We start from the raw sequence: 18,498 nt of genomic DNA on the forward strand, positions 1-18,498 counted from the left end.
GTCCGGTTTCGGATGGTCGAGGTTCCTTTGAAAAAACACAGCGAGGACGCTGTGAACGTCGGGACTATTCCTCCCGATGTTCCGCTCTCGTGATGTGTGCACCGGATCACCGGTAAACATTCACGGAGAGTTTGATCCTGGCTCAGGACGAACGCTGGCGGCGTGCTTAACACATGCAAGTCGAACGATGAACCACTTCGGTGGGGATTAGTGGCGAACGGGTGAGTAACACGTGGGCAATCTGCCCTGCACTCTGGGACAAGCCCTGGAAACGGGGTCTAATACCGGATACTGATCATCTTAGGCATCTTGGATGATCGAAAGCTCCGGCGGTGCAGGATGAGCCCGCGGCCTATCAGCTAGTTGGTGAGGTAATGGCTCACCAAGGCGACGACGGGTAGCCGGCCTGAGAGGGCGACCGGCCACACTGGGACTGAGACACGGCCCAGACTCCTACGGGAGGCAGCAGTGGGGAATATTGCACAATGGGCGAAAGCCTGATGCAGCGACGCCGCGTGAGGGATGACGGCCTTCGGGTTGTAAACCTCTTTCAGCAGGGAAGAAGCGAAAGTGACGGTACCTGCAGAAGAAGCGCCGGCTAACTACGTGCCAGCAGCCGCGGTAATACGTAGGGCGCGAGCGTTGTCCGGAATTATTGGGCGTAAAGAGCTCGTAGGCGGCTTGTCACGTCGGTTGTGAAAGCCCGGGGCTTAACCCCGGGTCTGCAGTCGATACGGGCAGGCTAGAGTTCGGTAGGGGAGATCGGAATTCCTGGTGTAGCGGTGAAATGCGCAGATATCAGGAGGAACACCGGTGGCGAAGGCGGATCTCTGGGCCGATACTGACGCTGAGGAGCGAAAGCGTGGGGAGCGAACAGGATTAGATACCCTGGTAGTCCACGCCGTAAACGGTGGGCACTAGGTGTGGGCGACATTCCACGTCGTCCGTGCCGCAGCTAACGCATTAAGTGCCCCGCCTGGGGAGTACGGCCGCAAGGCTAAAACTCAAAGGAATTGACGGGGGCCCGCACAAGCGGCGGAGCATGTGGCTTAATTCGACGCAACGCGAAGAACCTTACCAAGGCTTGACATACACCGGAAAGCATCAGAGATGGTGCCCCCCTTGTGGTCGGTGTACAGGTGGTGCATGGCTGTCGTCAGCTCGTGTCGTGAGATGTTGGGTTAAGTCCCGCAACGAGCGCAACCCTTGTCCCGTGTTGCCAGCAGGCCCTTGTGGTGCTGGGGACTCACGGGAGACCGCCGGGGTCAACTCGGAGGAAGGTGGGGACGACGTCAAGTCATCATGCCCCTTATGTCTTGGGCTGCACACGTGCTACAATGGCCGGTACAATGAGCTGCGATACCGCGAGGTGGAGCGAATCTCAAAAAGCCGGTCTCAGTTCGGATTGGGGTCTGCAACTCGACCCCATGAAGTCGGAGTCGCTAGTAATCGCAGATCAGCATTGCTGCGGTGAATACGTTCCCGGGCCTTGTACACACCGCCCGTCACGTCACGAAAGTCGGTAACACCCGAAGCCGGTGGCCCAACCCCTTGTGGGAGGGAGCTGTCGAAGGTGGGACTGGCGATTGGGACGAAGTCGTAACAAGGTAGCCGTACCGGAAGGTGCGGCTGGATCACCTCCTTTCTAAGGAGCACTTCTCACCAACCTCGGTTGGTCAGAGGCCAGTTCATCAGCGAACGTCTGATGCTGGTTGCTCATGGGTGGAACGTTGACTACTCGGCACGGTCCAGGATGGACCAGGCGCTAGTACTGCTCTTCGGGGCGTGGAACGCTGATCTGGTCAACTGACTGTGTTGGGCACGCTGTTGGGTGTCTGAGGGAATGAACTTCCTTCAGTGCCGGCCCCAGTGCACTCGAGCCGTATGGCTTGGGGTGATGGGTGGTTGGTCGTTGTTTGAGAACTGCACAGTGGACGCGAGCATCTGTGGCCAAGTTTTTAAGGGCGCACGGTGGATGCCTTGGCACCAGGAACCGATGAAGGACGTGGGAGGCCACGATAGGCCCCGGGGAGTCGTCAACCAGGCTTTGATCCGGGGGTGTCCGAATGGGGAAACCCGGCAGTCGTCATGGGCTGTCACCCGCTGCTGAACACATAGGCAGTGTGGAGGGAACGCGGGGAAGTGAAACATCTCAGTACCCGCAGGAAGAGAAAACAACCGTGATTCCGGGAGTAGTGGCGAGCGAAACCGGATGAGGCCAAACCGTATGCGTGTGAGACCCGGCAGGGGTTGCGCATTCGGGGTTGTGGGATCTCTCTTTCATGGTCTGCCGGCCATGAGACGAGTCAGAAACCGTTGATGTAGGCGAAGGACATGCGAAAGGTCCGGCGTAGAGGGTAAGACCCCCGTAGTCGAAACGTCAGCGGCTCGTTTGAGAGACACCCAAGTAGCACGGGGCCCGAGAAATCCCGTGTGAATCTGGCGGGACCACCCGCTAAGCCTAAATATTCCCTGGTGACCGATAGCGGATAGTACCGTGAGGGAATGGTGAAAAGTACCGCGGGAGCGGAGTGAAATAGTACCTGAAACCGTGTGCCTACAAGCCGTGGGAGCGTCGGACATCAAGCTTGCTTGGTGTCTCGTGACTGCGTGCCTTTTGAAGAATGAGCCTGCGAGTTTGCGGTGTGTTGCGAGGTTAACCCGGGTGGGGAAGCCGTAGCGAAAGCGAGTCCGAATAGGGCGATTTTAGTAGCACGCTCAAGACCCGAAGCGGAGTGATCTAGCCATGGGCAGGTTGAAGCGGAGGTAAGACTTCGTGGAGGACCGAACCCACCAGGGTTGAAAACCTGGGGGATGACCTGTGGTTAGGGGTGAAAGGCCAATCAAACTCCGTGATAGCTGGTTCTCCCCGAAATGCATTTAGGTGCAGCGTCGTGTGTTTCTTGCCGGAGGTAGAGCACTGGATAGGCGATGGGCCCTACCGGGTTACTGACCTTAGCCAAACTCCGAATGCCGGTAAGTGAGAGCGCGGCAGTGAGACTGTGGGGGATAAGCTCCATGGTCGAGAGGGAAACAGCCCAGAGCATCGACTAAGGCCCCTAAGCGTACGCTAAGTGGGAAAGGATGTGGAGTCGCACAGACAACCAGGAGGTTGGCTTAGAAGCAGCCACCCTTGAAAGAGTGCGTAATAGCTCACTGGTCTAGTGATTCCGCGCCGACAATGTAGCGGGGCTCAAGCGTACCGCCGAAGTCGTGTCATTGCGATATGTACCCCCAACGGGGATCGTGATGGGTAGGGGAGCGTCGTCTGCCGGGTGAAGCAGCCGCGGAAGCGAGTTGTGGACGGTTGACGAGTGAGAATGCAGGCATGAGTAGCGATTCACACGTGAGAAACGTGTGCGCCGATTGACTAAGGGTTCCTGGGTCAAGCTGATCTGCCCAGGGTAAGTCGGGACCTAAGGCGAGGCCGACAGGCGTAGTCGATGGATAACCGGTTGATATTCCGGTACCCGCTGTGAAGCGTCAAACATCGAATCCAGTGATGCTAAGCCCGTGAAGCCGCCGGCTGAGTCTTCGGACGAGGTCGGAGTGGTGGAGCCGGTGACCCGAGCTGGTAGTAGGTGAGTGATGGGGTGACGCAGGAAGGTAGTCCATCCCGGGCGGTGGTTGTCCCGGGGTAAGGGTGTAGGACGTCAGGTAGGCAAATCCGCCTGACATGTGTCTGAGACCTGATGCCGAGCCGATTGTGGTGAAGTGGATGATCCTATGCTGTCGAGAAAAGCCTCTAGCGAGTTTCATGGCGGCCCGTACCCTAAACCGACTCAGGTGGTCAGGTAGAGAATACCGAGGCGTTCGGGTGAACTATGGTTAAGGAACTCGGCAAAATGCCCCCGTAACTTCGGGAGAAGGGGGGCCACAACCGGTGATGAGCTTCGCGCTCTGAGCTGGGGGTGGCCGCAGAGACCAGCGAGAAGCGACTGTTTACTAAAAACACAGGTCCGTGCGAAGCCGTAAGGCGATGTATACGGACTGACGCCTGCCCGGTGCTGGAACGTTAAGGGGACCGGTTAGCTCACTTTCGGGTGGGCGAAGCTGAGAACTTAAGCGCCAGTAAACGGCGGTGGTAACTATAACCATCCTAAGGTAGCGAAATTCCTTGTCGGGTAAGTTCCGACCTGCACGAATGGCGTAACGACTTCTCGACTGTCTCAACCATAGGCCCGGTGAAATTGCACTACGAGTAAAGATGCTCGTTTCGCGCAGCAGGACGGAAAGACCCCGGGACCTTTACTACAGTTTGATATTGGTGTTCGGTTCGGCTTGTGTAGGATAGCTGGGAGACTTTGAAGCAGCCACGCCAGTGGTTGTGGAGTCGTCGTTGAAATACCAGTCTGGTCGTGCTGGATGTCTAACCTGGGTCCGTGATCCGGATCAGGGACAGTGTCTGATGGGTAGTTTAACTGGGGCGGTTGCCTCCTAAAGAGTAACGGAGGCGCCCAAAGGTTCCCTCAGCCTGGTTGGCAATCAGGTGTTGAGTGTAAGTGCACAAGGGAGCTTGACTGTGAGACCGACGGGTCGAGCAGGGACGAAAGTCGGGACTAGTGATCCGGCGGTGGCTTGTGGAAGCGCCGTCGCTCAACGGATAAAAGGTACCCCGGGGATAACAGGCTGATCTTCCCCAAGAGTCCATATCGACGGGATGGTTTGGCACCTCGATGTCGGCTCGTCGCATCCTGGGGCTGGAGTCGGTCCCAAGGGTTGGGCTGTTCGCCCATTAAAGCGGTACGCGAGCTGGGTTTAGAACGTCGTGAGACAGTTCGGTCCCTATCCGCTGTGCGCGTAGGAGTCTTGAGAAGGGCTGTCCCTAGTACGAGAGGACCGGGACGGACGAACCTCTGGTGTGCCAGTTGTTCTGCCAAGGGCATGGCTGGTTGGCTACGTTCGGGAGGGATAACCGCTGAAAGCATCTAAGCGGGAAGCCTGCTTCGAGATGAGGACTCCCACCTCCTAGAGAGGGTAAGGCTCCCAGTAGACGACTGGGTTGATAGGCCGGATATGGAAGCACGGTAACGTGTGGAGTTGACCGGTACTAATAGGCCGAGGGCTTGTCCTCAGTTGCTCGCGTCCACTGTGTTGGTTCTGAAACCACGAACAACCCCATGTGCCACACATGGTGCGGTTGAGTGTTTCATAGTGTTTCGGTGGTCATAGCGTAGGGGAAACGCCCGGTTACATTCCGAACCCGGAAGCTAAGCCTTACAGCGCCGATGGTACTGCAGGGGGGACCCTGTGGGAGAGTAGGACGCCGCCGAACAATTCTTATAGAGAAAGCCCCCGTGCCATTCGGCACGGGGGCTTTCTGCGTTTTACGGTGCCCCCCCGCACCGCCCCCTTCTTACAGCCGCCCCGCGGACTTCAGCGCCAGATACGCGTCCGCCAGCGCCGGCGCCAGTTCCTCCGGAGTCGCGTCCACGACCGTCACCCCGCGGCGGCGGAGCTGTTCGGCCGTGCGGTCGCGTTCCGTGTGGGCCTGCGCGGCCGCCGCGGCCTCGTACACCGCGTCGACGTCCCCCCGGCCCTGGCTCATCGACGCGACATGCGGGTCGGCGACCGAGGCCAGCACGACCGTGTGGCGCTGGGTCAGGCGGCTCAGGACAGGCAGGAGACCCTCCTCGACCGGCGTCGCGTCCAGCGTCGTCAGAAGGACGATCAGGGAGCGGCGCGGGGCCGTTCGGAGTGCCGCCGCCGTCAGGCCGCGGGCGTCCGTCTCCACCAGCTCGGGTTCCAGCGTGGCCATCGCGTTCACCAGCGACGGCAGGAGATCGCCGGACGCACGGCCCTGGACCAGGGCGCGCACCCGGCGGTCGAAGGCCAGCAGGTCGACGCGGTCGCCGGCGCGGGAGGCCAGAGCGGCGAGGAGCAGGGCCGCGTCCATGGAGGCGTCCAGGCGCGGTGCGTCGCCCACACGGCCGGCGGACGTGCGGCCGGTGTCGAGGACGAGCAGGATGTGGCGGTCGCGCTCCGGACGCCAGGTACGTACCGCGACCTCCGACTGGCGGGCGGTGGCGCGCCAGTCGATGGAACGGGTGTCGTCACCGGGGACGTAGGCGCGGAGGCTGTCGAACTCGGTGCCCTCACCCCGCGTCAGGACGCTCGTGCGGCCGTCCAGTTCGCGCAGCCGGGCCAGCTTGGACGGCAGGTGCTTGCGGCTGGTGAACGGGGGCAGGACGCGGACCGTCCACGGGACCTTGTGGGTGCCCTGGCGGGTGAACAGGCCGAGCGGGCCGTAGGAGCGGACGGTGACGCGGTCCGCCTGGCGGTCGCCGCGGCGGGTCGGGCGCAGGCGTGTCGTCACGCGGCGGCGTTCGCCCGCGGGGATCGTCAGCCGGTGCCGGGACGCCTCCGTCTCCGTGCCGGGCGTCCAGCTGCTCGGCGGCCAGGCGTCGCGGAGACGGGCTCGCAGCGGGCGTCGGGACGGATTGGTGACCGTCAGGGTGACGTCGGCGCTCTCGCCGAACCGTACGGAGGTGTCGCCGGAGCGGGTCAGGCCGAGGGTGCGGACCGGGGCGGCCAGGGCGTAGTCGCAGGCGCAGGCCACCGCGAGGGGCGCGTTGACGGCGAGGAGGCCCGTCCAGCCGGGTTCCCAGATGCCGACGGGGAGGGAGCCGAGGGCCGCGAGGAGAGCGGCGCGTCCGGTGGGAGCCATCAGCGGGGGACGGGGACGTGGGAGAGGACCGCGTTGATGACCGAGTCGGCCGTCACGCCCTCCATCTCCGCCTCAGGGCGCAGCTGTATGCGGTGGCGGAGCGTGGGCAGGGCGAGGGCCTTCACGTCGTCCGGGATGACGTAGTCGCGGCCGGTCAGCCAGGCCCAGGCGCGGGCGGTCGCGAGCAGCGCGGTGGCGCCTCGCGGGGAGACGCCGAGGGTGAGGGACGGCGACTCGCGGGTGGCGCGGCAGATGTCCACGACGTACGCGGTGATCTCGGGGGAGACCGTGGTGGCGGCGACGGCGCGGCGGGCGGCCTCCAGGTCGGCGGCGGACGCGACGGGGCGTACGCCGGCGGCGCGCAGGTCGCGCGGGTCGAAGCCCTGGGCGTGCCGGGTGAGGACGTCGATCTCGTCCTGGCGGGACGGCAGGGGGATCGTGAGCTTGAGGAGGAAGCGGTCGAGCTGTGCCTCGGGCAGCGGGTAGGTGCCTTCATACTCGACGGGGTTCTGGGTCGCGGCGACCAGGAACGGGTCGGGGAGGGCGCGCGGGGTGCCGTCGACGGTGACCTGGCGTTCCTCCATGGCCTCCAGCAGGGACGACTGGGTCTTCGGGGGCGTGCGGTTGATCTCGTCCGCGAGGAGGAGGTTGGTGAAGACCGGGCCGGGCTGGAAGGAGAACTCGGCGGTGCGGGCGTCGTAGACCAGGGAGCCGGTGACGTCGCTCGGCATGAGGTCGGGGGTGAACTGGACGCGCTTGGTGTCGAGTTCGAGCGCTGCGGCGAGGGAGCGGATCAGCAGGGTCTTGGCGACGCCTGGCACTCCCTCGAGGAGGACGTGGCCGCGGCAGAGCAGGGCGACGACGAGGCCGGTCACGGCGGGGTCCTGGCCGACCACGGCCTTGGCGATCTCCGCGCGCAGGGCCTCCAGGGCGGCCCGGGCGGCGGCCGGGTCGCCGGTGGGCGCGGCGTTGTCGGTGGTCGGGTCCATCATGAACGGCGTACCTGCCTTTCGAGGGCGTCGAGTTGGTCGGCGAGCCGGATCAGAGCCGCGTCGTCGCCGGGGGGCGGGCCGAACAGAAGCGTGTGGGGGGAGGACGGTCCGTCGCCGTCGAGGCGGGCGGACAGTGCGGGGAGCAGGGCCTCGGGCGAGTGCGCCTGGGTGCCGGGGACGCCGACGAGGGGGGCCAGGCGGATGCGGGTGGCGGAGCGCAGGGCGAGGGCGGCGCGGTCGCGGGCGTCGGCCTTGCGGTAGAGGCGGGCGCGGCCTTCGACGGTCTCGGAGGCGCGGATCGCCACGGGAAGTCTCTCGGGCACGAGGGGACCGAGCCGGCGTGCCCGCCACAGGGCGGCCACGGCGGCGGCGACGAACAGCTGGAGGGTGCCCCAGAGCCAGCCGGAGGGCAGGAGGTCGAAGAAGCTTTTCTCGTCCTCGGTCACGGCGGAGGCGTCGGCGGGGCTGGGGAGGTACCAGACGAGATGGGGGCGGGAGCCGAGGAGCTGGAGCGCCAGCGAGGCGTTGCCGTGCTTGTCCAGGCGGTCGTTGTAGAGGATGTCGGGGGCGCCGAGGAGGACGGTGTCGCCGGCGCCGGAGGAGTCGGGGACGCGCAGCAGGGTGGCCAGGCGGTGGCTGCGGTAGCACTCGTCGGCGTCGGGGTGGTCGGAGGAGTAGCGGATGCCGCCCGTGTCGGCGCTGCCCGCGCGTACGGCGGCGGGGAGGCCGCAGTCCGGTTCGAGGGTGGAGTCGAGGCTGTTGGCCGGGTCGGCCGTGACGCCGGGGGCGAGCCGCTCGACCGAGGCGATGCCGGAGGCGACCAGGACGGTGCGGCCGCCGGAGTTCTCGGTGGCCGCGTGCAGCTGTGTCTGCCGGCGGGGCGTCAGCAGGTCCGGCACGGCGACCAGCAGGGTGGTGTCGGGTCCTGCCGCGTCGGCGGCCTCGGCGAGGGTGGTGACCACGCGGGTGTCGACGCCCCGGTCGGCGAGCAGTTCGGCGACGGCGCGGCTGCCGAGGGGGTCGGCGGAGTGCGGGTCGAGCCTGCCGTGCCGGGCGTCGGAGCGGACGACGGCGATGGCGACGGCCGCGACGACGAGCAGCACCAGTGCGAGGGCGACGCCCCGGCCGCGGGTCCACAGCTGGCGGGCGGTGGGGGAGGCCGAGGTGGGCGGCGAGGTGACCTCGGTCGTCATCCGGCGGCTCCCTGGCGGGCGTCGGGGTGGGCGCCGGCGCTTCCGGCGAGGGCGGGCTTGGCCCGCTCCAGGTCGCCGTCGAGGGCGGCGAGCCCGCGGTACGTGTCCTCGGAGGCGGTCCGGCCGCCGTACGTGACGTCGTCGAAGTCGCGGGCGGCGGTGCGCAGCCGGTCGCTGTGGGCGGGCAGGGCGCGGCCGGCCTCGGCGGCGGCCTCGTCGGCGGTGCGGCCGGGGCGGGGGTCGAGGAGGGCGCGTTCCTCCAGGGCGCGGACGACGGCCCGCATGCGTTCCTGGACTGCCTGGTTCCAGTGGCCCTGGGCGGCGTGCGCCTCGGCGGCGGCGCGGTGTTCGGCGGCGCTGCGGGGGCGGTCGTCGAAGAGGGCGGGGGCGGTGACCGGGCGGCGGCGGGGGGTGCCGAGGCGCCACCAGAGGGCGGTTCCGACGGCGAGCGCGGCGACGACGATGACGACCAGGCCGAGCGCGCCGCCGGGTGTGGCGGTGGACGCGGCGCCGAGCAGGTCGTCGACCCAGTCCCAGAAGGCCTCCAGCGCACGCTGGAGCCAGCTGGGGTCGTTCTCGTGGTACATCTGCTTCGACAGCTCGCGCTCGGCCGCCTCCCGCGCGGGGTCGCGCGGGAGGGTGACGGGCGGTTCGTCGTCGCCGCGCGCCAGCAGGCGCACGGCGGTGTCGGCGGCCGACGGCAGGGCCGGTACGGCCTGGAGAACTCCCCCCGTGACGGTCACCGCATCAGCTCCCGCCGGTGGCGCCCGGGCCCTGGACGCCCGCGGCGCGCGCCAGTTCGAGGTCGAGGGCCTCGCGGCGGATGCGCTGGTCGATGTAGAGGAGCACGGTGACGCCGGCGGTGATCGGGAACGTGATCATGGATCCGATCACCGAGCCGATGCCGCTGATGATCAGGAAGGTCCAGCCGATGTCCCCGCCGGCGGTGCTCACGAAGCCGGTGACGCCGTCGCCGCTGAACGCGGCGGCGAGGAACGTGAACGGGATGACGATGATCGCCGCGACGACGTAGGCGATGATCGCGGCCAGCAGCTGGATGCCGAAGACGCGCCACCAGGAGCCGCGCACCAGCCGGGCGGAGCGGCGCATCGCGGTGACGATGCCCTGCTTCTCCAGCATCAGCGCGGGGGAGGCCAGGGAGAGGCGGACCATGAGCCAGGCGGCGAACACGGCCGCGGCGAGCAGGCCCAGCAGGGTCAGTCCGAAGCCGACCTCGGCGCCGGCGGAGACGCTGACGAGGATGCCGGGCAGCGCGCCGACGGCGGCGATGCCCACCGCGATGAGCCCGAGCAGGAGGATCAGGCCGAACAGCTTGAGGACCTGCGGGCGGGCGTCGCGCCAGGCCTCGCCGGTGGTCACCGGGCGGCCGAGGACGGCGCGGCTGGTGACGGTGGTGAGCAGGGCGGTCGCCGCGACAGTGCCGATCAGGGTGATGCCGTAGAGCGCGGCCGAGCTGAGCAGCAGGTCGCCCATGACGTCGGTGAGTTCGCCGAGGGTGGCGCTCGGGTCGTCGAGCACCTCCGTGTTGGCGTCGTCGAGGACGAGGCCCTGCAGCAGGACCGCGGCGATCTCGGTGAGGACGGCGAGGGTCAGCGAGATGCCGAGGACCGTGCGCCAGTAGGTGCGCATGGTCGACACGGCGCCGTCGAGGAGTTCGCCGACGCCGAGGGGGCGCAGCGGGATGACGCCGGGCTTCGCCGCGGGCGGGGGACCTCCCCAGCCGCTGCCCCAGGGGGCCTGGCCGCCGGGACCGCCCGGAGGCGGGGCGCCCCAGCCGGGACCGGGGGGCGGCGGAGGCGCCTGGCCGGGGCCGCCCGCGCCGGGGGTGGGCGCGGACCACTGGGCGGCCGGGGGCTGGTCCTTGGACCACTTCACGCCCGGCTCCCGCGGGGCGTCACCCGACTGCCGCGGCCGGTCGGCGGACTGCTCGGGGCCGGGACGGCCGTCGGACCCGGCAGGCCCGGACGCGTCCGGTTCCCGCCCGTCGGACGGGGCGGATCCGGGCGAGGCCCAGCCCGGAGTGTCGTTCATCGTCGCTCCTTCACGGTGCCCGGCCGCGGTCGCGGTGGCGGCTCGGGCAGCCATCGTGCCATGCGGTGCTTCCCGGTGGACCCGCCGAGGTCGGGGCTGCTCGCCTTCTATTGTCCGTGCGACAGGGGGCAGACTGGCGGCATGGCTGATCAGTACGCGCACAGCGGTGACGACAAGCGGCCGACCGGGATGCCGGCACTGCGCTGGGAGGAGCCTCCCGAAGGCCCGGTGCTGGTCCTGCTCGACCAGACGCGGCTCCCGGCCGAGGAGGTCGAGCTGGTCTGCACGGACGCGCCCGCACTGGTGGAGGCGATCCGTTCGCTCGCCGTGCGCGGCGCCCCCCTGCTGGGCGTCGCGGGCGCGTACGGTGTCGCGCTCGCGGCCGTGCGGGGCTACGACGTGGACGACGCGGCGGCGGCCCTGAAGAGCGCCCGGCCCACGGCGGTGAACCTGGCGGTCGGGGTGCGGCGGGCGCACTCCGCGTACCGGGCGGTGGTGGACGGCGGCGGCGACGCGCGGCAGGCGGCCGGGGCGGCGCTGGCCGCCGCGCGGCAGCTGCACCAGGAGGACGCCCGGGCCAGTGCGAGGATGGCGGAGCACGGGCTGGCGCTCCTCGACGAGCTGATGCCCGGCGGCGGGCACCGGATCCTCACCCACTGCAACACCGGTTCGCTGGTGTCGGGCGGCGAGGGGACGGCGTTCGCGGTGGCGCTCGCGGCGCACCGGGCGGGACGGCTGCGGCGCCTGTGGGTGGACGAAACGCGTCCTTTGCTGCAAGGTGCTCGCCTGACGGCGTACGAGGCGGCCCGCAGCGGCATGGCGTACACCCTGCTCACCGACAACGCGGCGGGATCGCTGTTCGCGGCGGGCGAGGTGGACGCGGTGCTGATCGGCGCGGACCGCATCGCGGCCGACGGTTCGGTGGCGAACAAGGTGGGGAGCTATCCGCTCGCGGTGCTCGCGCGGTACCACCATGTGCCGTTCATCGTGGTGGCTCCGGTGACGACGGTGGACCCCTCGACGCCGGACGGGGCGTCCATCGAGGTGGAACAGCGTCCCGGCCATGAGGTGACAGAGATCACGGCGCCGCAGGTGCCGGTGGCCGGAGCGGAGGCGGGAGGCGGGATTCCGGTGGCCCCCTTGGGGACGACCGCGTACAACCCGGCGTTCGACGTGACACCGCCGGAGCTGGTGACGGCCGTCGTCACCGAAGAGGGCGTCGTTTCGCCCGTGACCACCGAGGCTCTGGCCGCCCTGTGTGCCAGGTCACGCCAGGTAACGATTAGCTAATGGGATGATGTCGTTTATGAAGGGACGAGTCCTTGTCGTCGACGACGACAGCGCACTGGCCGAGATGCTCGGCATCGTGCTGCGCGGTGAAGGTTTTGAGCCGTCTTTCGTAGCCGACGGCGACAAGGCGCTGGCCGCCTTCCGCGAGACCAAGCCGGATCTGGTCCTGCTGGACCTGATGCTCCCCGGCCGTGACGGCATCGAGGTCTGCCGCCTGATCAGGGCGGAGTCCGGGGTGCCGATCGTGATGCTCACGGCGAAGAGCGACACCGTCGACGTGGTGGTGGGCCTGGAGTCCGGGGCCGACGACTACATCGTCAAGCCGTTCAAGCCGAAGGAGCTGGTCGCCCGGATCCGTGCGCGGCTGCGCAGGTCCGAGGAGCCGGCGCCGGAGCAGCTCGCCATCGGCGACCTGGTGATCGACGTGGCCGGTCACTCCGTGAAGCGGGACGGGCAGTCCATCGCCCTGACGCCGCTGGAGTTCGACCTGCTGGTCGCCCTCGCGCGCAAGCCGTGGCAGGTGTTCACGCGTGAGGTGCTGCTGGAGCAGGTGTGGGGCTACCGCCACGCGGCGGACACCCGCCTGGTCAACGTGCATGTGCAGCGGCTGCGCTCCAAGGTCGAGAAGGACCCGGAGAAGCCCGAGATCGTGGTGACGGTCCGTGGTGTCGGATACAAGGCAGGACCGAGCTGACATGTCCGGTGACAGTGCCGCTTCGGCGCCCGGCCGGTCCGGGGGCCGTCCGGGGCGGCCTGTCGGCCGGGGGACGGCGGCTTCCCGCTGGCGCCACCTCTTCGACGGCGACCTGCTCCAGGGCGGGGTCCAGGGAAGCCCGGTCGTCCGCCTGGTCATGCGCTGGGTGCGGCGTCCGCTGCTGCCCGTCATGCGGCTGTGGCGGCGCAACATCCAGCTCAAGGTCGTCGTCACGACGCTGCTGATGTCGCTGGGCGTCGTGCTGCTGCTCGGCTTCGTCGTCATCGGCCAGGTGCGCAACGGCCTGCTCGACGCCAAGGTGAAGGCGTCGCAGAGTCAGGCCACGGGCGGTTTCGCCGTTGCCAAGCAGCAGGCCGAGCAGGCCGGGAGCGTCACCGACGAGGAGGGCCCGGCACCCGACGGCCGCCCCTCGCAGAGCGTCATCCAGTGGATGAGCGACCTCGTCGCCTCGCTGTCCAGCGGCGGCCAGGGCGCCTTCGACGTGGTGACCCTGCCCTCCGGCGGCGACAGCGGCAGCGGGCGCGGACCGCGCGCCTCCGGCGGGGTCAACCCGGCCGCGAGCGTCCCCGCGGCGCTGCGCGAGCGCATCGACACCAGCACCGGGGCCGCGCAGAGCTACACGCGCATCGTCTTCGCCGAGAAGGACAAGGAGTCCCAGCCGGCCCTCGTCATCGGCAAGCAGGTCAACGACCCCAACGGCGACCCGTACCAGCTGTACTACCTCTTCCCGCTCACCCAGGAGGAGAAGTCGCTGAGCCTGGTCAAGGGCACCCTGGCGACTGCCGGGCTGTTCGTGGTCGTGCTGCTCGGGGCGATCGCCTGGCTCGTGGTGCGGCAGGTGGTCACGCCGGTCCGGATGGCCGCCGGGATCGCCGAACGGCTGTCCGCGGGGCGGCTCCAGGAACGCATGAAGGTCACCGGCGAGGACGACATCGCCCGCCTCGGCGAGGCCTTCAACAAGATGGCGCAGAACCTCCAGCTCAAGATCAGCCAGCTCGAGGACCTGTCGCGGATGCAGCGCCGGTTCGTGTCGGACGTGTCGCACGAGCTGCGCACCCCGCTGACCACCGTGCGGATGGCCGCCGACGTCATCCACGAGGCCCGCGAGGACTTCGACCCCGTCACCGCGCGGTCGGCCGAACTGCTCGCCGACCAGCTCGACCGGTTCGAGTCGCTGCTCGCCGACCTGCTGGAGATCAGCCGCTTCGACGCGGGCGCGGCCGCCCTGGAGGCGGAGCCGATCGACCTGCGCGAGGTGGTGCGGCGCGTGGTGACCGGCGCGGAGCCGCTCGCCGAGCGCAAGGGCACCGTCATCAAGATCGTCGGCGACCAGCAGCCCGTGGTCGCCGAGGCCGACGCGCGACGCGTGGAGCGGGTGCTGCGCAACCTGGTCGTCAACGCCGTCGAGCACGGCGAGGGCAAGGACGTCGTGGTCAAGCTGGCCGCCGCGGGCGGCGCCGTGGCCGTCGCCGTGCGCGACTACGGCGTCGGCCTCAAGCCCGGCGAGGCCACGCGCGTGTTCAGCCGCTTCTGGCGCGCCGACCCGGCCCGCGCCCGCACCACCGGCGGCACGGGCCTGGGGCTCTCCATCGCCCTGGAGGACGCCCGGCTGCACGGCGGCTGGCTCCAGGCGTGGGGCGAGCCGGGCGGCGGCTCGCAGTTCCGGCTGACGCTGCCCAGGACGGCGGACGAGCCGCTGCGCGGATCCCCGATACCCCTGGAACCCAAGGACTCGCGGCGCAACCGCGGCCTCGACGACGCGGGACTGCCGCGCGGCGGAGACGGCGAGAAGCGCGCCACGGTGCCGGTGGGCCGGCCGGGCGCCGACGACCCGGCGCAGTCCGCCCGCGACCCGCTGGGCCGCAGGCCCGGCGCCTCGGCGCCCACGGCCGATCCCACCGCCCTGCCGGGCAGCGGCGCGCGCGTGGTGGCCCGCTCGGGCAGCACGCGGATGGCGCCGGGCACGGCGCCCGGCGTGAACGGCGGGACGGACGAGGCTCCTCCGGGCGGCGCGGACCGGCCGACGGCCGCAGACGAGGGCGGGGACGGCGCACCGCGCGGTGCGGAGAAGGACGGGGAGGCGACGCGTGGGCGGTGAGCGTGTGAGGCGCGGGTGGGGGACACCGGCCAGGGCGGCGGTGTACGCCGCCTGCGGGGCGGTCCTGCTGGCCGGGTGCGCCTCGATGCCGGACAGCGGCGACCTGCGCGGGGTGGAGTCCACACCGCGCCAGGACTCGCAGGTGCGGGTGTACGCCATGCCGCCGAGCGACGACGCCACCCCCACCCAGATCGTCCAGGGCTTCCTGGAGGCGCTGACCAGCGACGACGCCGACTACAAGACCGCGCGCCAGTACCTGACGCCCGAGGCGTCCAAGTACTGGCGTCCCGAGCAGTCGACCACGGTGCTCTCCGACGGGCCCGGCGCCCGCGCCGACCGGGAGCCCCGCGAGGACAGCACCGCCCTCACGTACACGCTGACCGGCACCAAGTTCGCCACCGTGGACGCGCAGCAGGCGTACGCTCCCTCCTCCGGCCACTACAGCGAGCTGGTGCGGCTGGTGAAGGACGACAAGAGCGGCCAGTGGCGCATCGACGCGGTGCCGCAGGGCGTCGTCATGGGCAAGTCGGACTTCCAGCGCAACTACACGTCCTTCAACAAGTACTACTTCGCCGCGAACGTGGACGTGAACGGGGCGTCGCTGCCGATGGCCGTCGCCGACCCCGTGTACGTGCGCCGGCACGTCGACCCCACGACGCGGATGGTGCGCTCGCTGCTCACCGGTCCGACGAACTGGCTCGACCCCGTCGTCCGCTCGAGTTTCCCGACCGGCACCCAGCTACGGAAGGGCACGGGACCGCTCACCCCGGACGACCGCGGCAAGCTCACCGTGCCGCTCAACGACCGGGCGGCCGACATCGGCACCGGCCGCTGCGAGGAGATGGCCGCCCAGCTGCTGTTCACGCTGCGCGACCTCAGCCCCGCGGTGGAGGAGGTCGAACTGCGGGCCGACGGCGGTCAGCTGTGCTCCCTCACCCAGGACGGCGCCGAGACCGTGGCCACCCGGGGCGCGCTCAACCAGCCCGACCACCTGTACTACCTCGACGGGAAGGACAAGCTCGTCCGGGTCGCCGCCGGCAGCCGCAGCCCCGACGCCGAACCGGCGCCCGGCGCGCTCGGCCAGGGCGGGCAGCGCCTGCGGTCCGTGGCGGTCGCTCGGGACGAGCGCACCGCGGCCGGTGTCGGCCTGAACGGCCAGGACCTGTTCGTCTCCGCGCTGGCGCAGGGCGCCACCCTCGGCGAGCCGGTGCTGCGCAGCCAGGGCAAGACCGAGCAGGACCGGCTGACCCCGCCGAGCTGGGACGCCCAGGGCGGCCTGTGGATCGCCGACCGCAACCCCGCCCGCCCCGGCCTCTACCTGCTGGAGGAAGGCGCGGGACAGCCGCTGCAGGTACGCACGCCCGGCCTGGAGGGCCGGATCCAGTCGGTGCGGGTGGCCGCCGACGGGGTGCGGATCGCCCTCGTCGTCGAGAACGGCGACCAGCGGTCGCTGCTCGTCGGACGGATCGAGCGCAGCGGCCCGGACGAGGCAGGGTCGGGCGAGCAGCCCACGGTCACCGTGGTGGAGCTGCGCTCGGCCACCCCCGAGCTGGAGCAGGTCACCGCCATGTCGTGGGCCGGGGACAGCCGGCTCGTGGTCGTCGGCCGCGAGCACGAGGGCGTGGAGCAGATGAAGTACGTCGAGGTCGACGGCTCCACCCCGGACGTGCCGCCGCCCGCCGCGCTGACCGGCGTGAAGGCGCTGACCGCCGCCGGGGACGACAACGCGCCGCTGGTGGCGTTCTCGGTGGACGGCATCGTGCGGCTGCCGTCGGGGGCGCAGTGGCAGAAGGTGGCGGACGTGACGGAGGGGAAGGCGCCGGTCTATCCGGGCTGAGCGGGCGCGGGTTGGGTCGCCGGTCCGGCGCGCGGGTCCGGGGTGAGCGGTCCGGGGTGAGCGGGTGCGGGCCGTGCCGGTCCGGGGCGGGCGGGTCCGGAGTGAGCGGGTCCGGGGCCGGCGGGTCCGGAGTGAGCGGGTCCGCGGCGGGCGGTTCGGGATGAGCGCGGCTCCGGGCCGGCTGGTTCAGGGGTCTTGCTTCGGCGTTCGAGCGGGCTCGGCGCGGGCGGGTACGGGACGGGCGGGCCCGGAACGGGTGGGTTCGGGGCGATCGGTCCGGGGTGTGCGCGGTCCCGGGCCGGCTGCTTCAGGGGTCTCGCTTCGGCGTTCGAGCGGGTTCGGTGCGGGCGGGCCCGGGGTGAGCGGGTCTGGGATGAGCGCGGCTCCGGGCCGGCTGGTTCGGGGGGTCTCGCTTCGGCGTTCGAGCGGGTTCGGCGCGGGCGGGCCCGGGGTGAGCGGGTCCGGGGCCGATGGGGCCGGGTCGAGCGCGGTCCCGGGCCGGCCGTTTCAAGGGTCTCGCTCCGGTGTTCGAGTGGTTCCGGCGCTGGTCACACGGTTGTCCACAGGGGTGGCCGGGTGACCGGGGCGTTGGCACAGTGAGCCCATGCGGAGCTGGTGGCGGGACCTCACCGACCTGGTGCTTCCGGCCGAGTGCGGCGGATGCGGCAGGCCCCGCGCCGTGCTCTGCGACCGGTGCCGTGCGGCGCTGAGCGACAGGGAGCCACGCCGGGTGCGGCCGGCGCCCGAGCCCCGCGGACTGCCGCCCGTGCACGCGGCCGCCCCCTACGCCGACGAGGTGCGCGCCGCGCTGCTCGCCCACAAGGAGCGCGGCGCCCTGGCCCTCGCCCGGCCCCTGGGCGAGGCCCTCGCGGGCGCCGTGCGGGCGGGACTGGGAGCTCCGGCGGCCCGCCCGCGGCCCGGCAGCCGTGACGGCACGGGCAGGGCGGCAAGCACCCCCGTACTGCTCGTTCCCGTGCCGTCCGCCCGGCGGGCCGTGCGGGCGCGCGGGCACGACCCGGCGCGGCGGATCGCGTACGCGGCGGCGGGTGAGCTGCGGCGCTCGGGGGTACCCGCAGCGGTACTCGCCGCGCTGCGGCAACGGCGGCCGGTGGCCGACCAGTCGGGACTCGGCTCGAGGCAGCGGCTGGCCAACGTCGCCGGCGCCCTCGCGGTGGCGCCCGGCTGTGCCCGGCTGTTGCGCCGGGGCCGGGTCGTGCTGGTCGACGACCTCATGACGACCGGGGCGACCCTCGCCGAGGCGGCACGCGCGGTCACGGCCGCACAAGGGCCGCCCGGCCCGGAAACGGAACCGGCCGTAATGGGCCGGGAAGCGTCGAGCAATTCGCGGCCCGCATTCGTGTACCTGGGTGAGACATGGGAAGGGTCAGAACAACGGAGGACACCGCCACAGGCGTGGAGCGGAGCGGACCGGCAGCCCGGCCGGACGGTGAAGGAGGCGCGCGGGACACGCGCCGGCGGGACGCCCGGCGTGGTGTGCGCGGCCGTCGTGGCGGCGTCGCCGGATGCGTTCGGAATACACCGAAACTGACTGAGAACTTACGTCGTTGCAGGTAATCAGAGGGTTAATTCCCCTGAATGGAGGTACGTCGCGGTAGAGGGTGACGCCATCCGTCCGCGCGAGATATGTTCGGTT

The 18,498-nt window shown here is 69.8% G+C and carries 10 protein-coding genes and 3 rRNA genes; 8 read left to right on the forward strand and 5 right to left on the reverse strand.

Annotated features, from left to right (window positions below; translation table 11 throughout):
* Window positions 1–119: 119 nt before the first annotated feature.
* The 3 genes from ACQZOG_RS03765 to rrf all read left to right on the forward strand — a co-directional run bounded on the left by ACQZOG_RS03765 (window position 120) and on the right by rrf (window position 5,275).
* Window positions 120–1,645 (forward strand): 16S ribosomal RNA (locus ACQZOG_RS03765).
* A 303-nt stretch (window positions 1,646–1,948) separates the two neighbouring features.
* A 23S ribosomal RNA gene (locus ACQZOG_RS03770) occupies window positions 1,949–5,074 on the forward strand.
* 84 nt (window positions 5,075–5,158) lie between these two features.
* Window positions 5,159–5,275 (forward strand): 5S ribosomal RNA (rrf, locus tag ACQZOG_RS03775).
* Together the 16S, 23S and 5S rRNA genes form the textbook arrangement of a ribosomal RNA operon.
* Window positions 5,276–5,356: 81 nt before the next feature.
* Here the strand turns inward: rrf and ACQZOG_RS03780 are convergent.
* Genes ACQZOG_RS03780 through ACQZOG_RS03800 form a run of 5 tightly spaced genes read right to left on the reverse strand, consistent with a single transcriptional unit; the run spans window position 5,357 to window position 10,904 of the window.
* A complete protein-coding gene (locus tag ACQZOG_RS03780) occupies window positions 5,357–6,667 on the reverse strand; it encodes a DUF58 domain-containing protein (RefSeq protein ID WP_430741273.1) in 1,311 nt (436 codons plus the stop codon).
* Complete coding sequence (locus ACQZOG_RS03785) at window positions 6,667–7,656, reverse strand: AAA family ATPase (protein WP_107685374.1); 990 nt, start codon at window positions 7,654–7,656, stop codon at window positions 6,667–6,669. Before ACQZOG_RS03785 ends, ACQZOG_RS03780 begins: the two co-directional genes overlap by 1 nt.
* Window positions 7,656–8,852, reverse strand: a complete 1,197-nt coding sequence (locus ACQZOG_RS03790; RefSeq protein WP_430741274.1) for a DUF4350 domain-containing protein — start codon at window positions 8,850–8,852, stop codon at window positions 7,656–7,658. Before ACQZOG_RS03790 ends, ACQZOG_RS03785 begins: the two co-directional genes overlap by 1 nt.
* Complete coding sequence (locus ACQZOG_RS03795) at window positions 8,849–9,595, reverse strand: DUF4129 domain-containing protein (protein ID WP_430741275.1); 747 nt, start codon at window positions 9,593–9,595, stop codon at window positions 8,849–8,851. The genes ACQZOG_RS03790 and ACQZOG_RS03795 overlap by 4 nt, the downstream gene beginning before the upstream one ends.
* A 4-nt stretch (window positions 9,596–9,599) precedes the next feature.
* On the reverse strand, window positions 9,600–10,904 hold the full coding sequence (locus ACQZOG_RS03800; protein WP_033277567.1) for a glycerophosphoryl diester phosphodiesterase membrane domain-containing protein: 1,305 nt from the start codon (window positions 10,902–10,904) through the stop codon (window positions 9,600–9,602).
* Window positions 10,905–11,045: 141 nt separating this feature from the next.
* Between ACQZOG_RS03800 and mtnA the strand changes: the two genes are divergently transcribed.
* From mtnA to ACQZOG_RS03825, 5 genes are all read left to right on the forward strand, one after another.
* Complete coding sequence (gene mtnA, locus ACQZOG_RS03805) at window positions 11,046–12,194, forward strand: S-methyl-5-thioribose-1-phosphate isomerase (RefSeq protein WP_033277566.1); 1,149 nt, start codon at window positions 11,046–11,048, stop codon at window positions 12,192–12,194.
* A gap of 4 nt (window positions 12,195–12,198) precedes the next feature.
* The gene (mtrA, locus tag ACQZOG_RS03810; RefSeq protein WP_004987303.1) at window positions 12,199–12,888 is read left to right on the forward strand and encodes a two-component system response regulator MtrA; all 690 of its coding nucleotides are present in this window, start codon (window positions 12,199–12,201) and stop codon (window positions 12,886–12,888) included.
* 1 nt (window position 12,889) lies between these two features.
* Window positions 12,890–15,007, forward strand: coding sequence for an MtrAB system histidine kinase MtrB (gene mtrB, locus ACQZOG_RS03815; protein ID WP_430741276.1), 2,118 nt, complete (start codon window positions 12,890–12,892; stop codon window positions 15,005–15,007).
* Window positions 14,997–16,844 (forward strand): LpqB family beta-propeller domain-containing protein, encoded by a 1,848-nt coding sequence (locus ACQZOG_RS03820; RefSeq protein ID WP_430741277.1) that lies wholly within the window; start codon window positions 14,997–14,999, stop codon window positions 16,842–16,844. The genes mtrB and ACQZOG_RS03820 overlap by 11 nt, the downstream gene beginning before the upstream one ends.
* Window positions 16,845–17,448: 604 nt before the next feature.
* Entirely contained in the window at window positions 17,449–18,393 is a 945-nt protein-coding gene (locus ACQZOG_RS03825; protein ID WP_033277563.1) for a ComF family protein, read from the forward strand.
* The last annotated feature ends 105 nt before the right edge of the window (window positions 18,394–18,498 follow it).

The organism is Streptomyces sp. P13-3-3 (genome assembly GCF_050571355.1).
In the GTDB taxonomy this organism is placed as follows: Bacteria; Actinomycetota; Actinomycetes; order Streptomycetales; family Streptomycetaceae; genus Streptomyces; species Streptomyces althioticus.

Excerpts from the sequence above, each read along its gene's own strand:
- ACQZOG_RS03780 (WP_430741273.1), bottom strand. The coding sequence starts at position 6,667 with ATGGCTCCCACCGGACGCGCCGCTCTCCTCGCGGCCCTCGGCTCCCTC.
- ACQZOG_RS03785 (WP_107685374.1), bottom strand. The coding sequence starts at position 7,656 with ATGGACCCGACCACCGACAACGCCGCGCCCACCGGCGACCCGGCCGCC.
- ACQZOG_RS03790 (WP_430741274.1), bottom strand. The coding sequence starts at position 8,852 with ATGACGACCGAGGTCACCTCGCCGCCCACCTCGGCCTCCCCCACCGCC.
- ACQZOG_RS03800 (WP_033277567.1), bottom strand. The coding sequence starts at position 10,904 with ATGAACGACACTCCGGGCTGGGCCTCGCCCGGATCCGCCCCGTCCGAC.
- mtnA (WP_033277566.1), top strand. The coding sequence starts at position 11,046 with ATGGCTGATCAGTACGCGCACAGCGGTGACGACAAGCGGCCGACCGGG.
- mtrA (WP_004987303.1), top strand. The coding sequence starts at position 12,199 with ATGATGTCGTTTATGAAGGGACGAGTCCTTGTCGTCGACGACGACAGC.
- mtrB (WP_430741276.1), top strand. The coding sequence starts at position 12,890 with ATGTCCGGTGACAGTGCCGCTTCGGCGCCCGGCCGGTCCGGGGGCCGT.
- ACQZOG_RS03825 (WP_033277563.1), top strand. The coding sequence starts at position 17,449 with ATGCGGAGCTGGTGGCGGGACCTCACCGACCTGGTGCTTCCGGCCGAG.